18 protein-coding genes are annotated in these 18610 nt (G+C 50.4%); 16 read left to right on the forward strand and 2 right to left on the reverse strand.

Annotation, left to right across the window (positions count from 1 at the left end):
* Positions 1-7 precede the first annotated feature (7 nt).
* The 7 genes from ACKWMY_RS23845 (at position 8) to ACKWMY_RS23875 (ending at position 6744) form a co-directional block, all read left to right on the forward strand.
* Positions 8-676 (forward strand): fimbria/pilus periplasmic chaperone, encoded by a 669-nt coding sequence (locus ACKWMY_RS23845; RefSeq protein ID WP_074031645.1) that lies wholly within the window; start codon positions 8-10, stop codon positions 674-676.
* Between the two features lie 82 nt (positions 677-758).
* A complete protein-coding gene (locus ACKWMY_RS23850) occupies positions 759-3398 on the forward strand; it encodes a fimbrial biogenesis usher protein (RefSeq protein ID WP_081375854.1) in 2640 nt (879 codons plus the stop codon).
* A 22-nt stretch (positions 3399-3420) separates the two neighbouring features.
* Positions 3421-3948, forward strand: coding sequence for a fimbrial protein (locus ACKWMY_RS23855; RefSeq protein ID WP_065686982.1), 528 nt, complete (start codon positions 3421-3423; stop codon positions 3946-3948).
* Positions 3949-3963: 15 nt separating this feature from the next.
* Positions 3964-4470 (forward strand): fimbrial protein, encoded by a 507-nt coding sequence (locus ACKWMY_RS23860; protein ID WP_409487177.1) that lies wholly within the window; start codon positions 3964-3966, stop codon positions 4468-4470.
* Positions 4471-4483: 13 nt separating this feature from the next.
* The gene (locus ACKWMY_RS23865; RefSeq protein ID WP_199063387.1) at positions 4484-5401 is read left to right on the forward strand and encodes a fimbrial protein; all 918 of its coding nucleotides are present in this window, start codon (positions 4484-4486) and stop codon (positions 5399-5401) included.
* 66 nt (positions 5402-5467) lie between these two features.
* Positions 5468-6130, forward strand: coding sequence for a hypothetical protein (locus ACKWMY_RS23870; RefSeq protein ID WP_409487178.1), 663 nt, complete (start codon positions 5468-5470; stop codon positions 6128-6130).
* Positions 6131-6246: 116 nt separating this feature from the next.
* Positions 6247-6744 (forward strand): helix-turn-helix domain-containing protein, encoded by a 498-nt coding sequence (locus ACKWMY_RS23875; protein ID WP_409487179.1) that lies wholly within the window; start codon positions 6247-6249, stop codon positions 6742-6744.
* Positions 6745-6857: 113 nt separating this feature from the next.
* Here the strand turns inward: ACKWMY_RS23875 and ACKWMY_RS23880 are convergent, their stop codons facing one another.
* A complete protein-coding gene (locus tag ACKWMY_RS23880) occupies positions 6858-7433 on the reverse strand; it encodes a tyrosine-type DNA invertase (RefSeq protein ID WP_074031653.1) in 576 nt (191 codons plus the stop codon).
* A 432-nt stretch (positions 7434-7865) separates the two neighbouring features.
* Here ACKWMY_RS23880 and ACKWMY_RS23885 point away from each other — a divergent pair, with 432 nt between their 5' ends.
* Entirely contained in the window at positions 7866-8117 is a 252-nt protein-coding gene (locus tag ACKWMY_RS23885) for a DinI-like family protein (protein ID WP_074031654.1), read from the forward strand.
* Positions 8118-8591: 474 nt separating this feature from the next.
* Entirely contained in the window at positions 8592-8981 is a 390-nt protein-coding gene (locus ACKWMY_RS23890) for an SHOCT domain-containing protein (protein ID WP_024484143.1), read from the forward strand.
* A 261-nt stretch (positions 8982-9242) separates the two neighbouring features.
* Here the strand turns inward: ACKWMY_RS23890 and ACKWMY_RS23895 are convergent, their stop codons facing one another.
* Positions 9243-10061, reverse strand: a complete 819-nt coding sequence (locus tag ACKWMY_RS23895) for a transcriptional regulator (protein ID WP_409487180.1) — start codon at positions 10059-10061, stop codon at positions 9243-9245.
* Positions 10062-10780: 719 nt separating this feature from the next.
* Here ACKWMY_RS23895 and ACKWMY_RS23900 point away from each other — a divergent pair.
* The 7 genes from ACKWMY_RS23900 to ACKWMY_RS23930 all read left to right on the forward strand — a co-directional run bounded on the left by ACKWMY_RS23900 (position 10781) and on the right by ACKWMY_RS23930 (position 18596).
* Positions 10781-11161: a transcriptional regulator gene (locus tag ACKWMY_RS23900; protein ID WP_074031658.1), complete on the forward strand. Its 381-nt coding sequence runs from the start codon at positions 10781-10783 to the stop codon at positions 11159-11161.
* Between the two features lie 118 nt (positions 11162-11279).
* Entirely contained in the window at positions 11280-11825 is a 546-nt protein-coding gene (locus tag ACKWMY_RS23905; protein WP_409487181.1) for a fimbrial protein, read from the forward strand.
* Between the two features lie 54 nt (positions 11826-11879).
* Positions 11880-12581, forward strand: coding sequence for a fimbria/pilus periplasmic chaperone (locus ACKWMY_RS23910; RefSeq protein WP_409487188.1), 702 nt, complete (start codon positions 11880-11882; stop codon positions 12579-12581).
* A 75-nt stretch (positions 12582-12656) separates the two neighbouring features.
* Positions 12657-15305 carry a fimbria/pilus outer membrane usher protein gene (locus ACKWMY_RS23915; protein ID WP_211136389.1) on the forward strand — a complete coding sequence of 883 codons (2649 nt, stop codon included), beginning with the start codon at positions 12657-12659 and terminating at the stop codon, positions 15303-15305.
* 108 nt (positions 15306-15413) lie between these two features.
* Positions 15414-16586, forward strand: coding sequence for a fimbrial protein (locus tag ACKWMY_RS23920; protein WP_409487182.1), 1173 nt, complete (start codon positions 15414-15416; stop codon positions 16584-16586).
* Positions 16587-16709: 123 nt separating this feature from the next.
* Positions 16710-17894 (forward strand): fimbrial protein, encoded by a 1185-nt coding sequence (locus tag ACKWMY_RS23925; protein WP_409487183.1) that lies wholly within the window; start codon positions 16710-16712, stop codon positions 17892-17894.
* Between the two features lie 123 nt (positions 17895-18017).
* Positions 18018-18596 (forward strand): helix-turn-helix transcriptional regulator, encoded by a 579-nt coding sequence (locus ACKWMY_RS23930; RefSeq protein ID WP_309048238.1) that lies wholly within the window; start codon positions 18018-18020, stop codon positions 18594-18596.
* The last annotated feature ends 14 nt before the right edge of the window (positions 18597-18610 follow it).

An 18610-nucleotide genomic window follows, 5' to 3' on the forward strand; every position in this document is an offset into this window, starting at 1 on the left:
AAAGGTGATGTCCGTGCTGCTGTTGTTGGCGGCGGGGCATGTTGGCATGGCAAACGCCGGAGTCGGCCTGGGCGCGACCCGGGTGATCTATCCTGCCGATCAGAAGCAGGTGACTTTGGGAGTCAGCAATAACGATGAGAAAAGTACCTATCTGATCCAATCCTGGGTAGAAAACGCTGATGGCCAAAAAGATGGTCGGCTGATTATTACGCCACCGTTATATTTGATGCAGGGAAAAAAAGAAAACACGTTGCGCATTATTGATGCGACTAATCAAAGCTTGCCGAAGGATCGGGAAAGCCTGTTCTGGGTTAACGTCAAAGCGATCCCCTCACTGGACAAATCACGCCAGGATGAGAACACCCTGCAATTGGCTATTACCAGCCGTATCAAACTGTTTTATCGCCCCAATGGGCTGAGCATTGCGCCAGACAAGGCAGCGGAGCAGCTGCGCTTTAAACGTAGCGGCAAAGAGTTGACGATCGTCAATCCTACCCCTTATTTCATCACGCTGAGCGAGTTGAACGCTGGCACTCGGCAGTTGGCTAACACCATGGTATCGCCTATGGGATCGACCAATGTGGCGCTCCCCGCCGATGCAGGCAGCACGATTTCCTATCGGACTATCAACGATTACGGTGCCCAAACGCCGGCATTCAAGGGTGTGATGCAGTAAGGCCTGGAGCCGCTATCCACTTCATCAAGCTATAACCAGATAAATCAGGCAGCCGGGCGACCTGTATCGAACCGGAGGGATCATGCTATACCTGAAAAACGGCACGGAAAGTCGCAGAGTGATAAACGATAACCACCAGGGTGCCCCCATCTTAAAGCTGACTTTAACGCCTTTGGCCTTGATGCTATGGGCGCTATGTGGCGATGCATCGGCTCGAGCGGAAAATTACTTCAACCCTCGTTTTCTGGCTGACGATCCGGCGAAGGTGGCCGATCTGTCTGGGTTCGAAAAGGGACTTGAGGCGCCTCCGGGTATCTACCGTGTCGACATTTATATGAATGACGGGTTTATGTCGACCCGGGATGTCTCTTTCCGGGCCGATGCCGATAACAAGGCCTTGGTGCCTTGCCTGACTCGCAGCCAACTGGCCACCATGGGTGTCAATACCCGGGCGGTCCCGGGAATGGCCATCTTGGCATCGGAAGCCTGCGTACCATTAACCTCGCTGATCAAGGAAGCCTCCACTGATTTTGACGTTGGGCGGCAGCGCCTGTCTATCAGTGTTCCTCAGGCTTACATGGGTAACTCTGCCCGTGGTTATATCCCGCCTGACCAGTGGCAAAACGGCATCACTGCCGGGCTGCTCAATTACAGCTTCACCGGCAGTAATGTCCGTAACAGCCAGTCGAGCAACAGCAATTACGCCTTCCTTAACTTACAAAGCGGCGTGAATCTGGGGGCCTGGCGGCTGCGGGATAATACTACCTGGAGCTACACCAGCGGCGGTGGATCGAGCGCTAATCAAAACCGCTGGCAGCACGTCAATACCTATTTGCAGCGGGACATTGCGCTGCTGCGCAGTCGCCTGACGTTGGGTGACGGCTATACCTCAGGGGACGTTTTCGACGGCGTGAACTTCCGCGGCGTACAGGTGGCGACGGATGACAATATGTTGCCAGACAGCCAGCGAGGGTATGCTCCCGTGATCCGCGGAATTGCCCGCGGCACCGCCAGGGTCACGGTCAAGCAGAATGGGTTTGAGGTGTATCAGACCACGGTGCCGCCAGGCCCATTTACCATCGACGATCTGTCTGGATCGGGCAGCGGCGGTGATTTGCAGGTCAGCATTCAGGAAGCCGACGGCACGGCTCAGGTCTTTACCGTGCCCTATACGTCGGTTCCTGGGCTGCTGCGCCAAGGGCAGGTGAGATATACGGTGATGGTGGGGCAGTATCGCAGCGGCAACGATCAGCAAGAAAAGCCCACCTTTGGCCAGGGCACCCTGATGTGGGGGCTGGCTGACGGCTGGACGCTGTCTGGTGGCACCCAGCTTGCCGATCGCTATCGTGCGTTCAACCTTGGAGTGGCTAAAAACCTGGGCATTTTCGGCGCCGTGTCGTTTGACATCACCCAGGCTAGCGCCACCTTGCCGGATGACAGCACCCATCAGGGGCAGTCGCTGCGCTTCCTTTATAACAAGGCATTGAACGAATGGGGCACCAACCTGCAACTGCTCGGCTACCGCTATTCCACCAGCGGCTATTACGCGCTGGGTGACACGACCTGGCGCCAGATGAGCGGCTACAAGGCGGCAACCGATGAAGGTATCGTCGAGCTCATTCCGAAACTTACCGATTACTACAATCTGGCCTACAACAAACGTGGGCGGTTGCAGATGACGGTGACTCAGCAGGTTGGGGACAATGGCACCTTTTATCTGACCGGTAGCCATCAGACTTATTGGGGGGTCGGTAAGGCGGATGAACAACTGCAGGCTGGTTACAGCGGTACGTTGGAGGATATCACTTATACCCTCAGCTACAGCCTGACCAAAAATGCCTGGCAGGACGGACGCGACAATATGCTGGCCTTTAACATCAGCATCCCGTTCAGCCATTGGTTGCGTTCCGACAGCCAGTCCGCTTTCAGCCGCTCTAGCGTCAGCTACAGCATGTCTGACGATCTGAGCGGTAGGATGACCAATCAGGCTGGGGTGTATGGCACGTTACTGGAAGATAACAACCTGAGTTACAACGTGCAGGCCGGTTACGCCGGAGGCGGAACGGGCACTTCAGGCGGGACGGGTAACACATCGCTGAACTATCGAGGGGCTTCTGGCAACGCCAACGTGGGTTACAGCCGCAGCAGCGGTACCAGCCAACTGTATTACGGGCTGAGCGGCGGTGTGCTGGCCCATGAAAATGGCATCACCCTGAGTCAACCACTGAATGACACGCTGATCCTGGTCAAAGCGCCGGGGGCGGGTAACGTATCGGTGGAAAACCAGAGCGGGATACGTACCGACTGGCGGGGATATGCCGTACTGCCGTTTGCCATGGATTATCGTGAAAACCGCGTGGCGCTGAACCCCAATACGCTGGCAAACAACGTCGAGCTGGATGACGCGGTGGTCAGCGTAGTGCCGAATCACGGCGCGGTGGTGCTGGCTGATTTTAAAACTCATATCGGGCTGAAGGTACTGATGACGCTGACCTATAACGGACAACCGTTGCCATTCGGGTCGGTGGTGTCCTTCGATAATGGCCGCTCTGGCAGCATTGTTGCCGACGGCGGACAGGTGTATCTGACCGGGTTGCCGCCAAGTGGCGAGGTGAAAGCCAAATGGGGCGAGGGTGCAGGCGGGCAGTGCGTGGCGAGTTACCAACTGCCGCCGGAAAGTCAGCAGCGTGCACTCAGCTATCTAACGGCAGTATGCCGATGACGCTGGGCGGGAGAGGCGATCAATGAGAATACAACTTTATAGCCTGTGTCTGCTGGCGTTGTTTAGCGCCAGGGTAACGCAGGCTGCGGACAGTACCATCGCCATTAACGGCTACGTTAAGGACAATGCCTGCTCCATAGCGCCGGGTTCGCAAAGTTTTGTGGTGGATCTGATGAGTAATGCGGCCAAGCAGCTGCATCGGGTAGGGGCGACGACGCCGATGGTGCCGTTCAGCATCGTGCTCGATAAATGCGGCGGTTCAGCCATCGCGGTGAAAACGGGTTTCACCGGTGGGGCAGACAGCGACAATTTGACTTTGCTGAAAATCGACGGTGGGGCCGGTGCGGCAGCCGGCATGGGTATACAGATCCTCGATAACAACGGCAATGCCATTGCTCTCAATGAGATCTCGAGTGGGTTGAACTGGTCAAACATCACCGCCGGGCAATCCAATACGCTGTATTTCTATGCGCGTCTGATGGCGACCCGTGCCCCGGTGACTGCCGGGCAGGTTAGAGCGACGGCAAACTTCACCCTGGAATTTCAGTAACCGGAGAAAAGGGCTATGAACATGAGCAAGCTGGGTCCGATCGCGGGGTGGTTACTGATGATGGTACTCCCCCTGGCGCAAGCGGCAGATGTCAACATCACCATCAATGGCAAGGTGGTGGCAAAACCCTGCACGGTATCCACCGTGTCCACTACGGTAGAGCTGGGTGATTTGTATACCTTCAACCTGCTGGCGGCAGGTGCGACTTCGCCATGGCATTCGGTGACATTGAACCTCACCAACTGCCCGGTAGGGACCTCAAAGGTGACCGCGACCTTTTCCGGCACGGCCGATAGCAGCCGAAGTTATTACGCCAATCAGGGCGCGGCCCGCAATATTGCGTTGCAACTGGCTGATAGCAGTGGGGTAAATCTGCCTAACGGCAGTACCAAAGTTGTGGCGGTGAATGACGCATCGCTGGCCGCCAGCCTGGTTTTGCAGGTGAGGGCCATTACGCCCAGCGGCAATGTGACGCAGGGTTCGATTCAATCCCTGATCAACGTGACTTACACCTATTCCTGATGATGAAGAACATATGAAAGACTTAATCCGCGTATTTCTGAAATATCTGGGTGCAGCTGCGCTCTTGATTGGCTACTCATCCAGTGCCCATGCATTTGCTTGCCAAACGGCGGCCGGGGCAACCATCCCTATCGGTGGCGGCAGCGCTAACGTGTTTGTGGATTTGACTCCGCAGATCGGGGTCGGCCAAAACCTGATCGTTGATTTGTCCCGTCAGATATCCTGCCGAAATGATTATCCAGATACTCGAATAGACTACGTTTCTCTGCAAAGAGGCTCGGCCTATGGTGGCGTACTGGCAAGTTTCACCGGTAGCTTTGTGTATGACGGTACTTCTTACCCATTCCCGACAACCTCTGAAACCAAGTCCGTTGTCTATAGAACCACCACTATGACGCCATGGCCCGCCGTGCTTTATCTCACGCCTATCAGCACCGCAGGTGGAGTGGCGATAACCAGTGGGTCGTTGATTGCGGTGTTAAATATGCATCAAACCAATAACGTAGGAGAATCGCATTCGTATATTTGGAATATCTATGCCAGCAATAGCGTGGTGATCCCTACCGGTGGCTGTGATGTATCTTCCCGCGACGTTACCGTGAATCTGCCAGAATATCCGGGAACGGTGTCGATACCGTTGACGGTGCGTTGCGCTAAGAACCAAAACCTGGCCTATTACCTGACCGGGCCAACCACGGATGCCGCATCCACGATTTTTGCCAACACCGCCTCTGCACCGGTGGCTCAGGGAATTGGCATTCAGGTTGCCAACCGCAATGGTGTCATTGCCACCAATAGGAACGTTGCGCTGGGTACCGTCGGTAGTTCTGCAGTCAGTTTAGGTTTGACCGCCAACTATGCACGCACTACCGGTCAGGTAGTAGCGGGTAACGTCAAGGCCGTGGTGGGGGTGACCTTTTTGTATCCTTGAATGTGCGTTTGAACGAGGCCTCAAGCCTGGGGGAAGGGCACTAAACACGGTTATTTAGGAGGAAAAATGCAGCAGGCAAATCATCAGCAAGTCGAGCATGCGACAGCGGAAAGCCGCAAGCGAATTCTGGTTGTTGAGCCATCCAGGATCAATTGGATCGGGCTGCAGCGGTTACTGGGGGACGCGGGCAGCACTGAGTTAAGTTTTTGCCGGGTCAGTAAACTGACCGATGCCAAAAAGAAAATTTATGAATTTAAGCCTGATGTGATCTTGTTTAGCTCATTATCTCGTGGCACTGACTATCTGTCGTTATTATCCTTTTTGTCAGATATTGCCAGTTATCATCATAAAACCAACTCAGTGATCTGGTTGCAGCATGATATGGCCTGGCTGGTGCAACTTCTCCACGCGTTTGGCGTAGATACGGTACTGATCGATCCGGTTAACCTTTATCAAATCACCCAATGTTTAGGCAGCGAGCAGACTGATAAAACGTCCAAAAATGCGGCTTTATTAGGTAAACAGGAAAGATTAATTGCGCTAGCCTTACTGCGCGGGCGCAGTGCTACGGCTATTGCCAATGTGACGGGCAAAGATGTACGTACCATCAGCACGCAGAAGAAATCGATCATTAGAAAGTTACAGATGACAACCAATGAGGAACTCTACCTGCTGGCGGGTAGGCTGGTTTATTTAACCAAGATAAACAGACTGAGTGGTGAGGTGTGATGAAAAAAATAATGATTATGCATCCCTGCATTGTGACCTAGCATGGTTTGTATCAGTTATTCAGGCGCAAACTGCCTGATGCAGAGATCTTACCGGCACACTCTATCTATGATTTGGTGTTTAATGATGATTTATCTGATGCTGATCTGATCGTCAGTGAGCTCTATGGCCTGAATGAAAATATCACTATGGGGGCGAAGCTGCTGTCATTTATTCAATCGGTCAGGCAGGACAAACCGTTACTGATTATGACCGATGTGCCAGGAAAACAGGTGTTGGATTGCCCGGGTTACCTGCCTGGGGCATCCTATATTGCTCTATCTGAGGATATTCGTCAGCTAGTTAATCAGGTCGATCGGGTCTTGTCTGGCAATATTGTTGTCAGTCCGTCTCTGCGCAGAGAGCGGGAGATTAGTCTGTTCAACGCCGATACCAGACCTTTTTCCCGCTCGGAAATAAAGGTTTATAGCTTATTGCAGGAAGGCTTCAGCATTTCGCAGATAGCGAAGAAGATTTCTCGCAGCGTCAAGACCGTGAGTGCGCATAAACGTAACATGATGGGCAAGCTTGGCATTGAGAGTGAAGTCGAGCTCTATGCCTGCTTTAATCAATAGTCAAATATCGGTTACTGCCCGATTTGGAGATCGCTGATCTACAGCGATCTCCGGCGGTGGTAGAACATGGTTTGCTGCATAATACACTAAAAGTGAGGTTATTCTGGCGGGGTTCAGCCGTTTTTTCGTTTACCCGCTTCCCATATGCCAGCGAATCGTGCCGCATTACTGGCGGTATAGCGTACGGTATGGCGAATATTACGGTGCCCCAGATAATCCTGGATCAGGCGGGTATCGGCGCCTCTTTCCGCCAGTTCATAGCCACAGGCATGGCGTAACATATGGGGATGCGTATTGATGACCGTCCCTGCCAGTTCGCCAGCCTGGCGGATAATGCGCCAGGCTTGACCACGCGATAACTGGGTTCCTCGCTGAGAAATAAAGATAATGTCCGGGTCTGCCCCCGGTTTCCATTGGGCCCTGAGCTGTTTCCATTCCCTAATTGCCTCGCATTCGTCGTTCATCAGAGGGTGAACGGTAGAAAAGCCATTTTTAAGCCGGCGTATATTTATCCGTCCTTCGACCATTTCAAGATCGCGAAAGCGCAGGCGCAGCAGCTCGCTGATACGAAAGCCGTGGCGGAAGGCAAGCAGGATCAGGCAGCTGTCCCGTACCCCAGTTTGTGTCTTTCTGGCAGCACTCATCAGGTTACGAACTTCTGTCAGAGTGAGAAATTTACGCTGTACCAAAGAAAACTCCTATATTTTTTCGCTTAAAAAAACGCCATAATTAGGATTGGATAGAATAAAATTCTTACCTATCGTTTTTAAATCACAAAGGTGCAATAAAAGTTTGTAAGACATTCATTTAGAGATAATTTCATAGGAGAATTCCTATTTCGGTATTTATTGAGATGTTACAGGTGACGACCGACAATATCCAGCATTTACGGGGAGGGATCTGCACTGTTTAAATAGCATTGATAATACAGTCTATAAGTTGGCTATTTCTTGGTGATATAATGATTTTCAGGTTTCTTAATAGTGTAAAGTATAATAAATTCCACATTTGTCAGAATAAAAATTCGATATATGGCGTAATGAATCGATACTAGCCAAAAATTGTACATTGAGCCTATCATGATAGGGATAATCCCACGCGCATTGCTAGAGGCTACCAATATGAATATTCAAATAAAAGTTGATAACAATTTGTTCGACAACTTGTCTGAGAAAGCCCGTGAGGCCTTGCTGGACGAAATGCAAACACGTGTCCATGAGGTCTATCCAGCCAGCCATCTCACGGTGATCGCTGGGCTGAATGATAAGACCGAGATCGTGACCAGTGATTTTTTTAACGATGTTGAGGCAAAACTGACCGTGCAGGAAATTGTCGACGATGTCATCCTGCATGGCCATTGGCGTAACGCATAACCCTCACCCCAACCCTCTCCCACGGGGAGAGGGAGCTGTCAGCCCCTGCTCGTTTGTAAGAAAAACGATAATCTCAGCAAACTCGATCGGTCCCATCCACAGGGATAGGGGGCTGTCAGCCCCTGCTCGTTTGTAAGAAAAGCGATAATCTCAGCAAACTCGATCGGCCCCTTCCACAGGGATAGGGAGCTGTTATCCCTACTCTTTGGAAGTAAAGAAATCATCTCAGTAAACTCGAACGCCCCCATTCAAGATACATCACCGCATTTTCAGCCCACTCGGTCGGTCCCCTCTCCCTGTGGGAGAGGGTTAGGGTGAGGGGCCCGTGCCTTACTCATACAGATACCCTCTCTTCCCGTATTTTCCCGCCTAACATGGAAAAAATGAAAGTCCGACATATACTTATGGTGCTAAACATCAATCTGTTATTGAAAGCCGTTTTATCCTGGTTTTGCTAGACCATAAGGAGCACTAATGACTTATCACCTACTCACCCTGTGGGATATTCTGGTTACCACCTTCTCGTTCTTCTTCTTTATTGCCTACCTGTTTATTCTGTTCCAGGTCGTTTCTGACCTGTTCCGCGATCACCAACTGAGCGGTTTTTATAAGGCGGTATGGATTGTGTTCCTGCTGTTCATCCCGTTGTTAACGTCTCTGGTCTATCTGATTGCCCGTGGTAAAGGCATGGCCGAGCGGCATCGTGCGCAGGTGCAAAAATCTGTCTCAGCCACCAACGAGTATATCCGTGAGGTGGCTGGCAAATCGCCAGCCGAGCAAATTTCGGATGCCAAAAAGCTGTTGGATGATGGCGTGATCACCGAAAGTGAATACCAGCAGCTTAAGGCTAAAGCATTGGCTTGAGGTTGAAGTTGGCAGGAAACATGATTGGAGAGGAAAGGGGGCATGGCCCCCTTATAAAATCAAGGTAACTGCGATCCTGCTTCTTCGTTATCATCCCCTTCGGCACGGCGTTTATTGGCCATATCGCGGGTGGTGCAGCACTCATGCTTTTTCCCAAGTAGGTATACCACTTGGGAGGTCTCTTGCAATCTACCGGGCCCACATGACGAATGCAACTACGCCGCCGCCGTTCGTTGTTGCCTTACCTTTATGGTTAAACGGCTATTGGCTCCCCGCTGGTCGCAGGCCGGAAAGAGGGTCGTGTTGATTATCGATTTGAAATCGTGAGGAACATCTCAGATCGCCTTGTGCAGTGGTATCGCAAAATAATACCAGCGTGCTGTGGTTTGCCGGGGTTCGAGTAATGTAGACAAACTCATCCGGATTGCAGACCACATTGTTGACGGTCAAATATTCTTTGTAGCCAGCCACATTGGTTTCCAGATCGTCTCTATCTATATAGACAGAACATTGATTGATCGTGGCAGCTTTATTGTGGCTGTCAAAAAAACGTGCGCTTTGTGACTGATTGCTGGCCAGAAGGATCATCATAGCCATAATGAACGCCGTAAATAGGCCATAACGCAATAGCTTGCTCTGGTTTAAAACCGTGCGTTTTGACGGCGGCGTTTCGGCCTGTGGGCTCTCCACTGGGATCGACTCCGGCTTATTGCTTTGCTGCACTATGACCTTGGTGCTCTCTTCTTGTTGTATTTCAACGGTCCCGGAAAAAACCACCCCAACTTTAGGAACCGTTCTGATGATATTTTTACTCAACCCGGCTTCCCGCATCCCTTTTCTTACCAATGAAATGTTCTGATAGAGGGTATTGGCAGTGACATATTGGCCGTTTTTTTGCCATACCTCGTTAAAAAAGTCGCTTTGACTGATCACCTCGCCGGGATGCTGCAACATTAATTGCAGGCAACGGCTGGCAGGAACGTTCAAAACGGTTTCTTTACCCCGAGCGCGCAGTGGGCACAGGCGGTGCTCTTCTGGAAGGTACAGTACGGTGTCGTTAATGATCACTTTATGTTTCATTTCAATATATTATCTTTTTGTAGTCTGAGTGTCCGATTTATTTAAAGTATAGTTTAACCGTTTATAGTGGGATGAAAAATCAGTAACAATTCACATTCATTTAAAAAACAATATGTTAATAATTAATCTTAAATGAGAGTAACTGTCATTTAAGAACGATTGAGAATAGTCTGTTCTGATTTAATATGTTTTTTTAATTTGTTGAATTTTATGTGTTTTTTTGTTTTTTATCAAGAATAAAACTACTTCACTCAGAAAAGTCTCATCCATGACCTAGTATTTATTCCATCAGCGAGGGGAGCACAAAGTAAAACAGCTTCATCTTGCTGAGGTAAAGGATGGCTTCACCGGTAGCGGCTTTTTATATCGGTGTAACAGATAAATCCTAATCGTGAGTTTGTAGGTAATGGATTGAATATTAATGAGTAAAATTTAATGGCCAGCTATAAATGTTGTAAAATAAAAATCTTTGACATTTATGACTACTCAAATGAAGTGAAGTAATGAGTTATGAAAAACACCAGAATGATTCGCGTCGGCTAGCGGTAAATTCTGACTGAATTGAATTTCTCAGAATTTAACGCTGTCGTGAGACTTTTAGTGATGGCAATGTGATCATCTTGGCGCGGTTGCCATAGTGGAAATTGCTTCTATAATGTCTCACTTAAGGGAGGTTTGTTATTTTTGTTATTAAACCAAAATAATAATCCGAGATGCATATGGAAAATAGACTTTATGGATTCCTAATTGATGATGACATTCAATTCGATATTGCCAACCGAAGACTCCTTTATTACTCTGATGGAGCTGCGGAGCGCACCCTGTTTTTCAAGGTTATCTCTCTAAACGAGATCCAGACCCGATTACTGATTTATTTGCTGGCAAATTGCCGGGATGCCGTCATCTATAAAAATGACATAATGAAAAACGTTTGGGAGGAGATTAATTTATCTTCGTCCAGTCAGCGTTTATGGCATGCAATAAATGAATTGCGTAAGAAACTGGCGTCACTTGGACTCCCGGAAGATTTTATAGCGAACGTTCATGGTATTGGCTATTCCGTCGATAACCACCGAGTCTCTTCGCTATTTATTAAGTAAGTTGTTGTTAATATAAATGCTGGAATCATCTAGCTATATCCATCCCCATGGGTATTCACCAGGCCATTTTAATGGATATTAAAATGGTATTCATAATACAAGGTAAGTAGGAATATATATGAAAAAGTTAGCAATCGCTGCATCCCTGATCGCTGTTTTCGGTACTGTTGGCCTGGCTCAGGCAGCTTCTACCGGCACCATCACCTTTAACGGTGAACTGACTGCCAACACCTGTGACGTTATTGTTGACGGCCAGGCAGCAGACGCCACCGTAGTTCTGCCAACCGTAAGCACCAGCCAACTGCAAACTGCCACTCGCACAGCAGGTGATACCGGCTTCGTGATGGCCCTGAACAACTGTTCTGGCACGCTGGAAACTGCTTCTGCCTTCTTCCAGGCGGGTGCCTCGGTTGATGCGGTGACTGGCCGTCTGCTTAACACTACCGGTGGTGCAACCAACGTCAGCCTGCAATTGCTTGACGCTTCAAGCCCGACTCAGGCCGTGATCAAAGCCGGTAGCCAAGATCAGGTTACCGCGATGACCTATAAAGACGTTACCGGTGGTAGCACTACTCTGCCGTACATTGTTCGCTACTATGCAGAGGCAGCAACCACTGCGGGTACCGTAGTCAGCAACGTTGTTTATTCTATTCAGTACCAGTAATGGACTGTGGGAGGGGGTATCCCCCTCCCAATCTGTCAGTTTTCGGAGTTAATGATGAAGCTTCTCTCTACTAATGTGCTGCAAGTTGGCACGCTTGCCGCCGCAGCCTTATTCAGCGTCAGTAGCTTGGCCAGTGTGGTGATTAGTGGTACTCGGGTGATTTACCCCTCTGACGCCAAAGAAGTCAGCGTCAAAATCAGTAACGGCGGTCCATCACCGGTGTTGTTGCAAAGCTGGATCGATAACGGTGACGCCGACGCCAAACCGGCAGCGATCAAGGTGCCGTTTGTCCTGACGCCCCCGATGAACCGTGTGGAGCCAAGTAAAGGCCAGACGTTACGTATTAGCTACGCCGGTGGTTCGCTGCCGATGGATAAAGAATCGGTGTTCTGGCTGAACGTGCTGGAAGTCCCAGCTAAAGCCCAGGCTAAAGTCACTGAGAACCGCTTGCAGATGGCGTTCCGTTCGCGCATCAAGCTGTTTTATCGCCCAGCGGGTCTGCAAGGTAACGCCAATGAAGCGGCTAAAGCGCTAACCTGGAACAGCCAGGGTAATCGGGTACAGGCCAGTAACCCAACGCCTTATTATGTCTCGTTGGTCAACCTGTCGGTGAATGGTAAAAAACTTGACTATGCGATGGTGGCCCCTCGTAGCACCATGACATTGGACTTGGCGGGTAGTGCAGGTAGTAAGGTTACAGGGAGTTTCGTAAATGATTACGGTGCGGTTAATACTTTTGATGCAGTGATAAAATAACGTCCCCGCTATATAAAACACTCTCGCATTAATTTGTTGACCGCTATTCAGGAATCAGTTCTTGAAGGGATATCTATGTCTAAATATTTTCAATATGGCCTGTGTGCTCAGCTATCTCCACTGGCCCTAGCTATTTTATCAACTTTTTTTGCGGCTAACGTTAATGCTGAGATCGCGGCTTCGACATCACAAGATATTGCCAAAAATCTTGAGTTCGATGCCTCTTTCCTGAATGTGGATGATGAAAAGTCGGTTGACCTTAGTCGTTTTGCCAATGGTTCCTCGGGGCTGCCTGGGGTCTATAAAACGGCTTTATATGTTAATAATCAACCGATCAGCAATACTGACATTGAATTCAAAGCGCGAGCAGATAAAAGCGTTTATCCCTGTCTGACCCGCGAACTGATTAAAAACATTGCGTTTGATTACGCCAAACTGCCGGCGGATTTTTTAACCTTGCTGAGCAAGGGGGAAGTCTGTTTCGATCTCCAGAGCCAGTTGCCAGAGGCTCAGGTGAATTACGACAGTAATGAGCAACGCCTGGATATTGTGGTTCCGCAGGTTTACATGCTCAACACCGCCCGTGGCACCGTTAGCCCGGAGCTGTGGGACAGCGGCGTACCGGCACTTTTGATGGGCTACAACGTCAACGGCTACACCAGCGAATCGCATGGCAATACCTTTAATTCACTGTTTGCCGGTGTGAACGCCGGGCTGAATGTCGGTGCCTGGTATCTACGTCACAACGGGTCTTATACCCGGATGGACAATGGGCCAAACCAGTACAGCAACCTCAACACTTATTTGCAGCGCGATATTCCAGTGCTCAAGGCGCGCGTGTTGATGGGCCAATCGAACACTACCGGGCAACTGTTCGATACGCTGCCGTTTACCGGTATTCAACTGGCCAGTGATGAGCGGATGTTGCCGGAGTCCCTGCGCGGTTATGCGCCGGATATCCGTGGCATTGCCCGCACCAACGCCCGCGTTACCGTGCGTCAGGGCGGCCAGGTGTTGTATGAAACTACGGTCACGCCGGGCGAATTTCTGATCAACGATCTGTACCCGACCGGTTACGGTGGGGATCTACAGGTCACTGTACGTGAGTCCGATGGTACCGAGCAGACTTTCAGCGTGCCTTATGCCTCGGTGGCTCAACTGCTGAGACCTGGGTCATCACGTTATTCGATCACCGCAGGTGAAGTCCGCAGCGATAACCTGCGTGAGAAACCGGCGCTGTATCAGGGCACCTATCAACTGGGGCTAACTAACGCCATCACCGGTTACGGTGGCCTGCAGGCCAGCCAGGATTACTACGCACTGCAGTTGGGTGCGGCGGTAGGCACGCCGATTGGTGCCTGGGCATTTGACGTTACGCAGGCGCGTACCCATTTGGGGAACGGCACCGACGCCAATGGCCGACATGAGGCGGATAATAGCCTGAGTGGGCAAAGTTATAAGGTGAGCTATAGCAAGCTGATCAGCGAAACCAACAGCAACCTGTCGTTGGCGGCGTACCGCTTCTCAACCGATGGCTTTATGGATTTTATGACCGCGATGCAGACTCGTGACGCGGTAGCAGAAGGGTTTTCGCCGGAGTCGATCTCGCGAGCCAAAAATCGCCTGACGGTGACCGCGGGACAAGGTCTGCCGGAGAACTGGGGCCAGTTGTATATCAGCGGCTCCTTGCAGAATTACTGGAACAAAGACGGCAGCGAGAAGCAGTACCAGGTGGGTTACAACAATCGCTACAAGGACCTGTCCTACGGCCTGAGCATTAACCGCAGTTTCTCCAGCCTGGGCACGGCGCAGACCAACTATCTGTTGAGCTTCAGCCTGCCGTTGGGGCGTAGCGACGAAACCCACACGCCACAGTTGCGGATGGATTTGTCGCATGACAGCAGCGGCCGTTATGGCCAGCAGGCTACGGTATCCGGCACTGCTGGAATGGATAATCAGTTCAGCTACGGCGTGACGGCGATGAATGCCAATCAGGGGATGGGCTCCAGCGGCTCGCTGAGCGGTAACTATCGTACCCCGGCCACGGCGTTGAGCGGTACTTACAGTACCGGTAAAGGTTATCAAAGCGCCTCTGCCGGGATGAACGGCACGGTGATCGCCCACTCTGGTGGAGTGACCTTTACGCCGTACACGTCCGACACCTTCGCGCTAGTGGAAGCCAAGGGTGCAGAGGGAGCGAAAGTTTCCTCATATCCGGGCGTTAGCATCGATTCACGGGGGTACGCGATAGTGCCATACCTGAATCCGTACCAGATGAACGAGATCAGTATCGATCCGAAAGGGACGGCGGCCGGTGTGGAGTTGGATAACACCAGCCAGAAAGTCGCGCCATATTCCGGTGCGGTAGTGAAGATGAAATATACAACTAAGCAGGGGACGCCAATTCTGGTGAACGCGACCTATCAAGGGGAGCCGGTACCGTTTGGGGCCGATATCTTTGATAGCAAAGGCAACAGCGTAGGCTCAGTGGGCCAGGGCGGGCAGCTGTATGCGCGTGTGTCGCAAGACAAGGGCCAGTTGCGAGTGAAATGGGGTGAAGGCGGTGAGATGCAATGCACCGTCAGCTATGTGCTGATGCCTGTAGCCAAGGGCCAGGCGCAGATACAGCAATTCAACTCTCCTTGTGCGGCGACGACATCAGCCGGTTCCCAGAGAGTGAAACTGGCGAACAATGATGCGATATCGGCTGTTAACCAAGGCTAGCCGTCCGGTATGACAGCTATTCGGCTGGTGAAGCCAAATAAATTATGTCGTGCAGATTATATAAAATATAGCAAGTGTGGCGCATACGGTTGTGCCAGAGGTGAAAGAATGAAGAGAATAATGCAGCGTACAATTGGGCTACTTTTGTTCATGGTAGCCAGCAACAGCGCCTGGGCGGTGGTAAACTGTACTGCGATAGGTGGTAGCTCCCGTACCGATATCGTTCAACTAACCCCTCCCGCGATTTCTGCAGGGGCAGATATTCCTGTCGGAACGGTAATTTATCAAGGGCGCTGGATTAGTGGTTCAACCGGTATCAGTGTGATGGACTGTACATCCACGTTGGACCCTGCCTCAATCTGGCTTAACGCTGCCTGGAGTATTGAGCAGGCGCCTATGCCGCTTTCCACTTGGTCAGGCAGCCCTTTCGGTGGCGCGGTATATGAGACCGGCATTCCAGGTATAGGCATTGCCATCTCCCGCAGCAATAATGGTGATGCGGCCAAGGTTGGCCAACCAAACTATCAGTTTCCCAACGATGTCGAGAGCCCGATAACTGGGGGGCATTATAAGCCTTATATGGCGAATAGGGTCATCTACGTCTCACTGATTAAAACCGGTGTTATTTCGCCTGGGAATCATACCTTGGATGCGTCGAAACTTCCGGTAGCCGGCCTGACTATTGTTAATCCGCTGTATCATGCCTCGACAACTGGATTGCCTATCACGGTTACCCGGGTTCAATTTCAGGGGCAATTAACGGTGTCGGCACAGACCTGTAGCACACCGCTGGTCGCTGTTGCAATGGGTGAATATGACATCGGAGAGTATTTTAACCGAATAGGTTCGACCACTCCTTGGCTTGATGCGTCAATTAGGCTGACCAATTGCCCAACCTTCTACGGTTTTTATAATGCTGATAACAGTACGCTGATGTTCGATTACACAACCGGCACCGGGCTTGTAGCCAACTCAACCAGTAACAGTATTGGTGTGCGATTAACCCCGGCAACTTCGGTGATCGATGCTGCCAATGGCGTGATGGAAATCGACTCGACGGTTCCAGGTGCGGCATCGGGCGTAGGCATCCAGCTCGGTTGGGGGGAGAGCAGCCAGGCGCCGACATTGTTTAATTTTTCAACTGAACAGGCTATGACGCTGCCGAAAGATGGCAGCCCGACCATTCGTGTCCCGCTGGCCGCCCGATATATTCAAACGGCTTCGGCACCGACGCCGGGCAAGGCGAATGGCAAAGTGACGTTTACCATTAATTACTATTGAGCAACGACAAGCTTGCCTCTCGGATTAATAAAGAAGGTTGACCCGTGGTTAGCGTAGCCACAAATTCCAACCTTATTCTATCTGTCATGGCCTACATAGATTGTGCGAAAGAGGATGTTACTCATGCAAATATCGATAGATAAAATATCAGGATTGTTGGTTGGAATAGTGCTAACGGTTATCTCTTGCCCTGTCTGGGCAACGTTTACTGCGACGCTCACTGGCGGTCAGCAAACTGTCATCGTTCCCTTGAGTCCACCGGTGATTTCTGCCGGTGTAGATGTACCGGTGGGAACGGTAATATATCAGGCAAGCCTGACGATGAAAGATACCTATATTGAAGGGAAATGGGGCACCTCCGATATCGGAAAATATTTGTATTATGCGACATCATTGAATTTAATCACTACGCCAAAGCCCCTCTCTGGCCTGGCAACCGGACCTTATGCTAATGGGGTGTATGAAACCGGTATCCCAGGTATCGGCGTGGCGATTATCACTGGCGTGTCAAATAGAGCGATAACCACGACCAAGCTTTATGCTGAGGGGCAGATTTTATTGGATTCATCGTTAGGTATAAAGATTACCTCTAGTGGTGCAAGCTCACCGAGAAGTATTGTATTGGTTAAAACAGGCCCTTTGGTACCAGGAAGTTACAGCATCAATGGTGCAAATTTTCCTACCGCTCGGGAGGGGATGGATCTTTCACCCACCAGCCACACTAATGCTGTAACGATCAGTGGGTTGCCATTATATTATTGGACCTTCAGTTTTCAAGGCAATATAACGGTATCGGCACAAACCTGCAGCACCCCTGATGTTTCCGTTAACTTGGGAAGTTACGATATAAGTGAACATTTTAGCACGGCGAATGCAACAACTCCTTGGGTTGATGCCTCAATTAACCTGACTAACTGCCCTAAATTCTACGGTTTTTATAATTCGACCAATGCACCGCTATTAATGGATTACAATACCGGGAGCAGTACCACTACCATCTCGCTGAATAACAGCGTAGGCGTGCGTCTAACCCCAACGACCACGGTACTGGATGCTGCCAATGGCATTATGGCTATCGACTCAACGGTATCCGGTGCTGCCAGCGGTGTAGGCATTCAACTTGGCTGGGGGGAGAGCGCCCAAGCGCCGACGCTGTTTAACTTCTCGGCGGAACAGAGCGTGACCTTGCCGAAAGATGGTAGTTCGACAATTCGAATTCCCTTGGCTGCCCGTTATATTAAAACGTCGGCGGTTCTGACGCCGGGCAAGGCGAATGGCAAAGTGGTATTTACCATTAACTATTATTGAATTGCGGCCTGTGGATAACATAACTCATGACTATACAAACGTTCCGCTCGCCAGATTTTAGTATCTGCTTGCTGTGATAACAATGAGATGGAGATTTATTTTTCATAAAGGAGTGCCATTGATATGTCTGGAAGAATTAATATAATTACCGATAATTATTATTTTTTTGTTGGGCTCAAGGCGTATTTGTATGCCGAGGGTAGAGTGATTAATCTAATGGCGCTCAATGAACTGAAAAACACCAGTGCTAGTAGCTTTGGCAAAGAGGATGTGCTGGTTTTTCATATGTTGAATTCAATGAGTGAAATGTCGTTCTTGATTGCTGTTGCCAAATTTCCGGGCAAAATAATTTTTTTGCCACGTGAAATGAAAATAAAATTCAACCTGGATTTTGGGCGGCATGTTGCCTTTGCAGAGGATGCTGATGTAGACGCAGTGTTTAATGAGTTAGTCAAGATAGTCGGTGGAGAGCTTCCCGTTGCTACTTTTCTCCAGGATAGCTTAACCCGCAGAGAGAAGGCCGTACTGCTGTCTATGATCGATGGCATGAATATGCAGGCCATCGGCCACAGCTTACGTATCTCAACCAAAACCGTGTATACCCACCGGCGCAATGCGCTGCATAAACTGGGGGTGCGTAACCTGTTTCAGGCGTGCCCTATAAAAACCAGCGTGCTCAATTCAGCCATTTTTGCCGGTTAAAACCCCGGCCAGCA

Origin of the sequence: Serratia sp. J2 (assembly GCF_046269175.1) — a bacterium.
GTDB classification, from domain to species: Bacteria; Pseudomonadota; Gammaproteobacteria; order Enterobacterales; family Enterobacteriaceae; genus Chania; species Chania fonticola_C.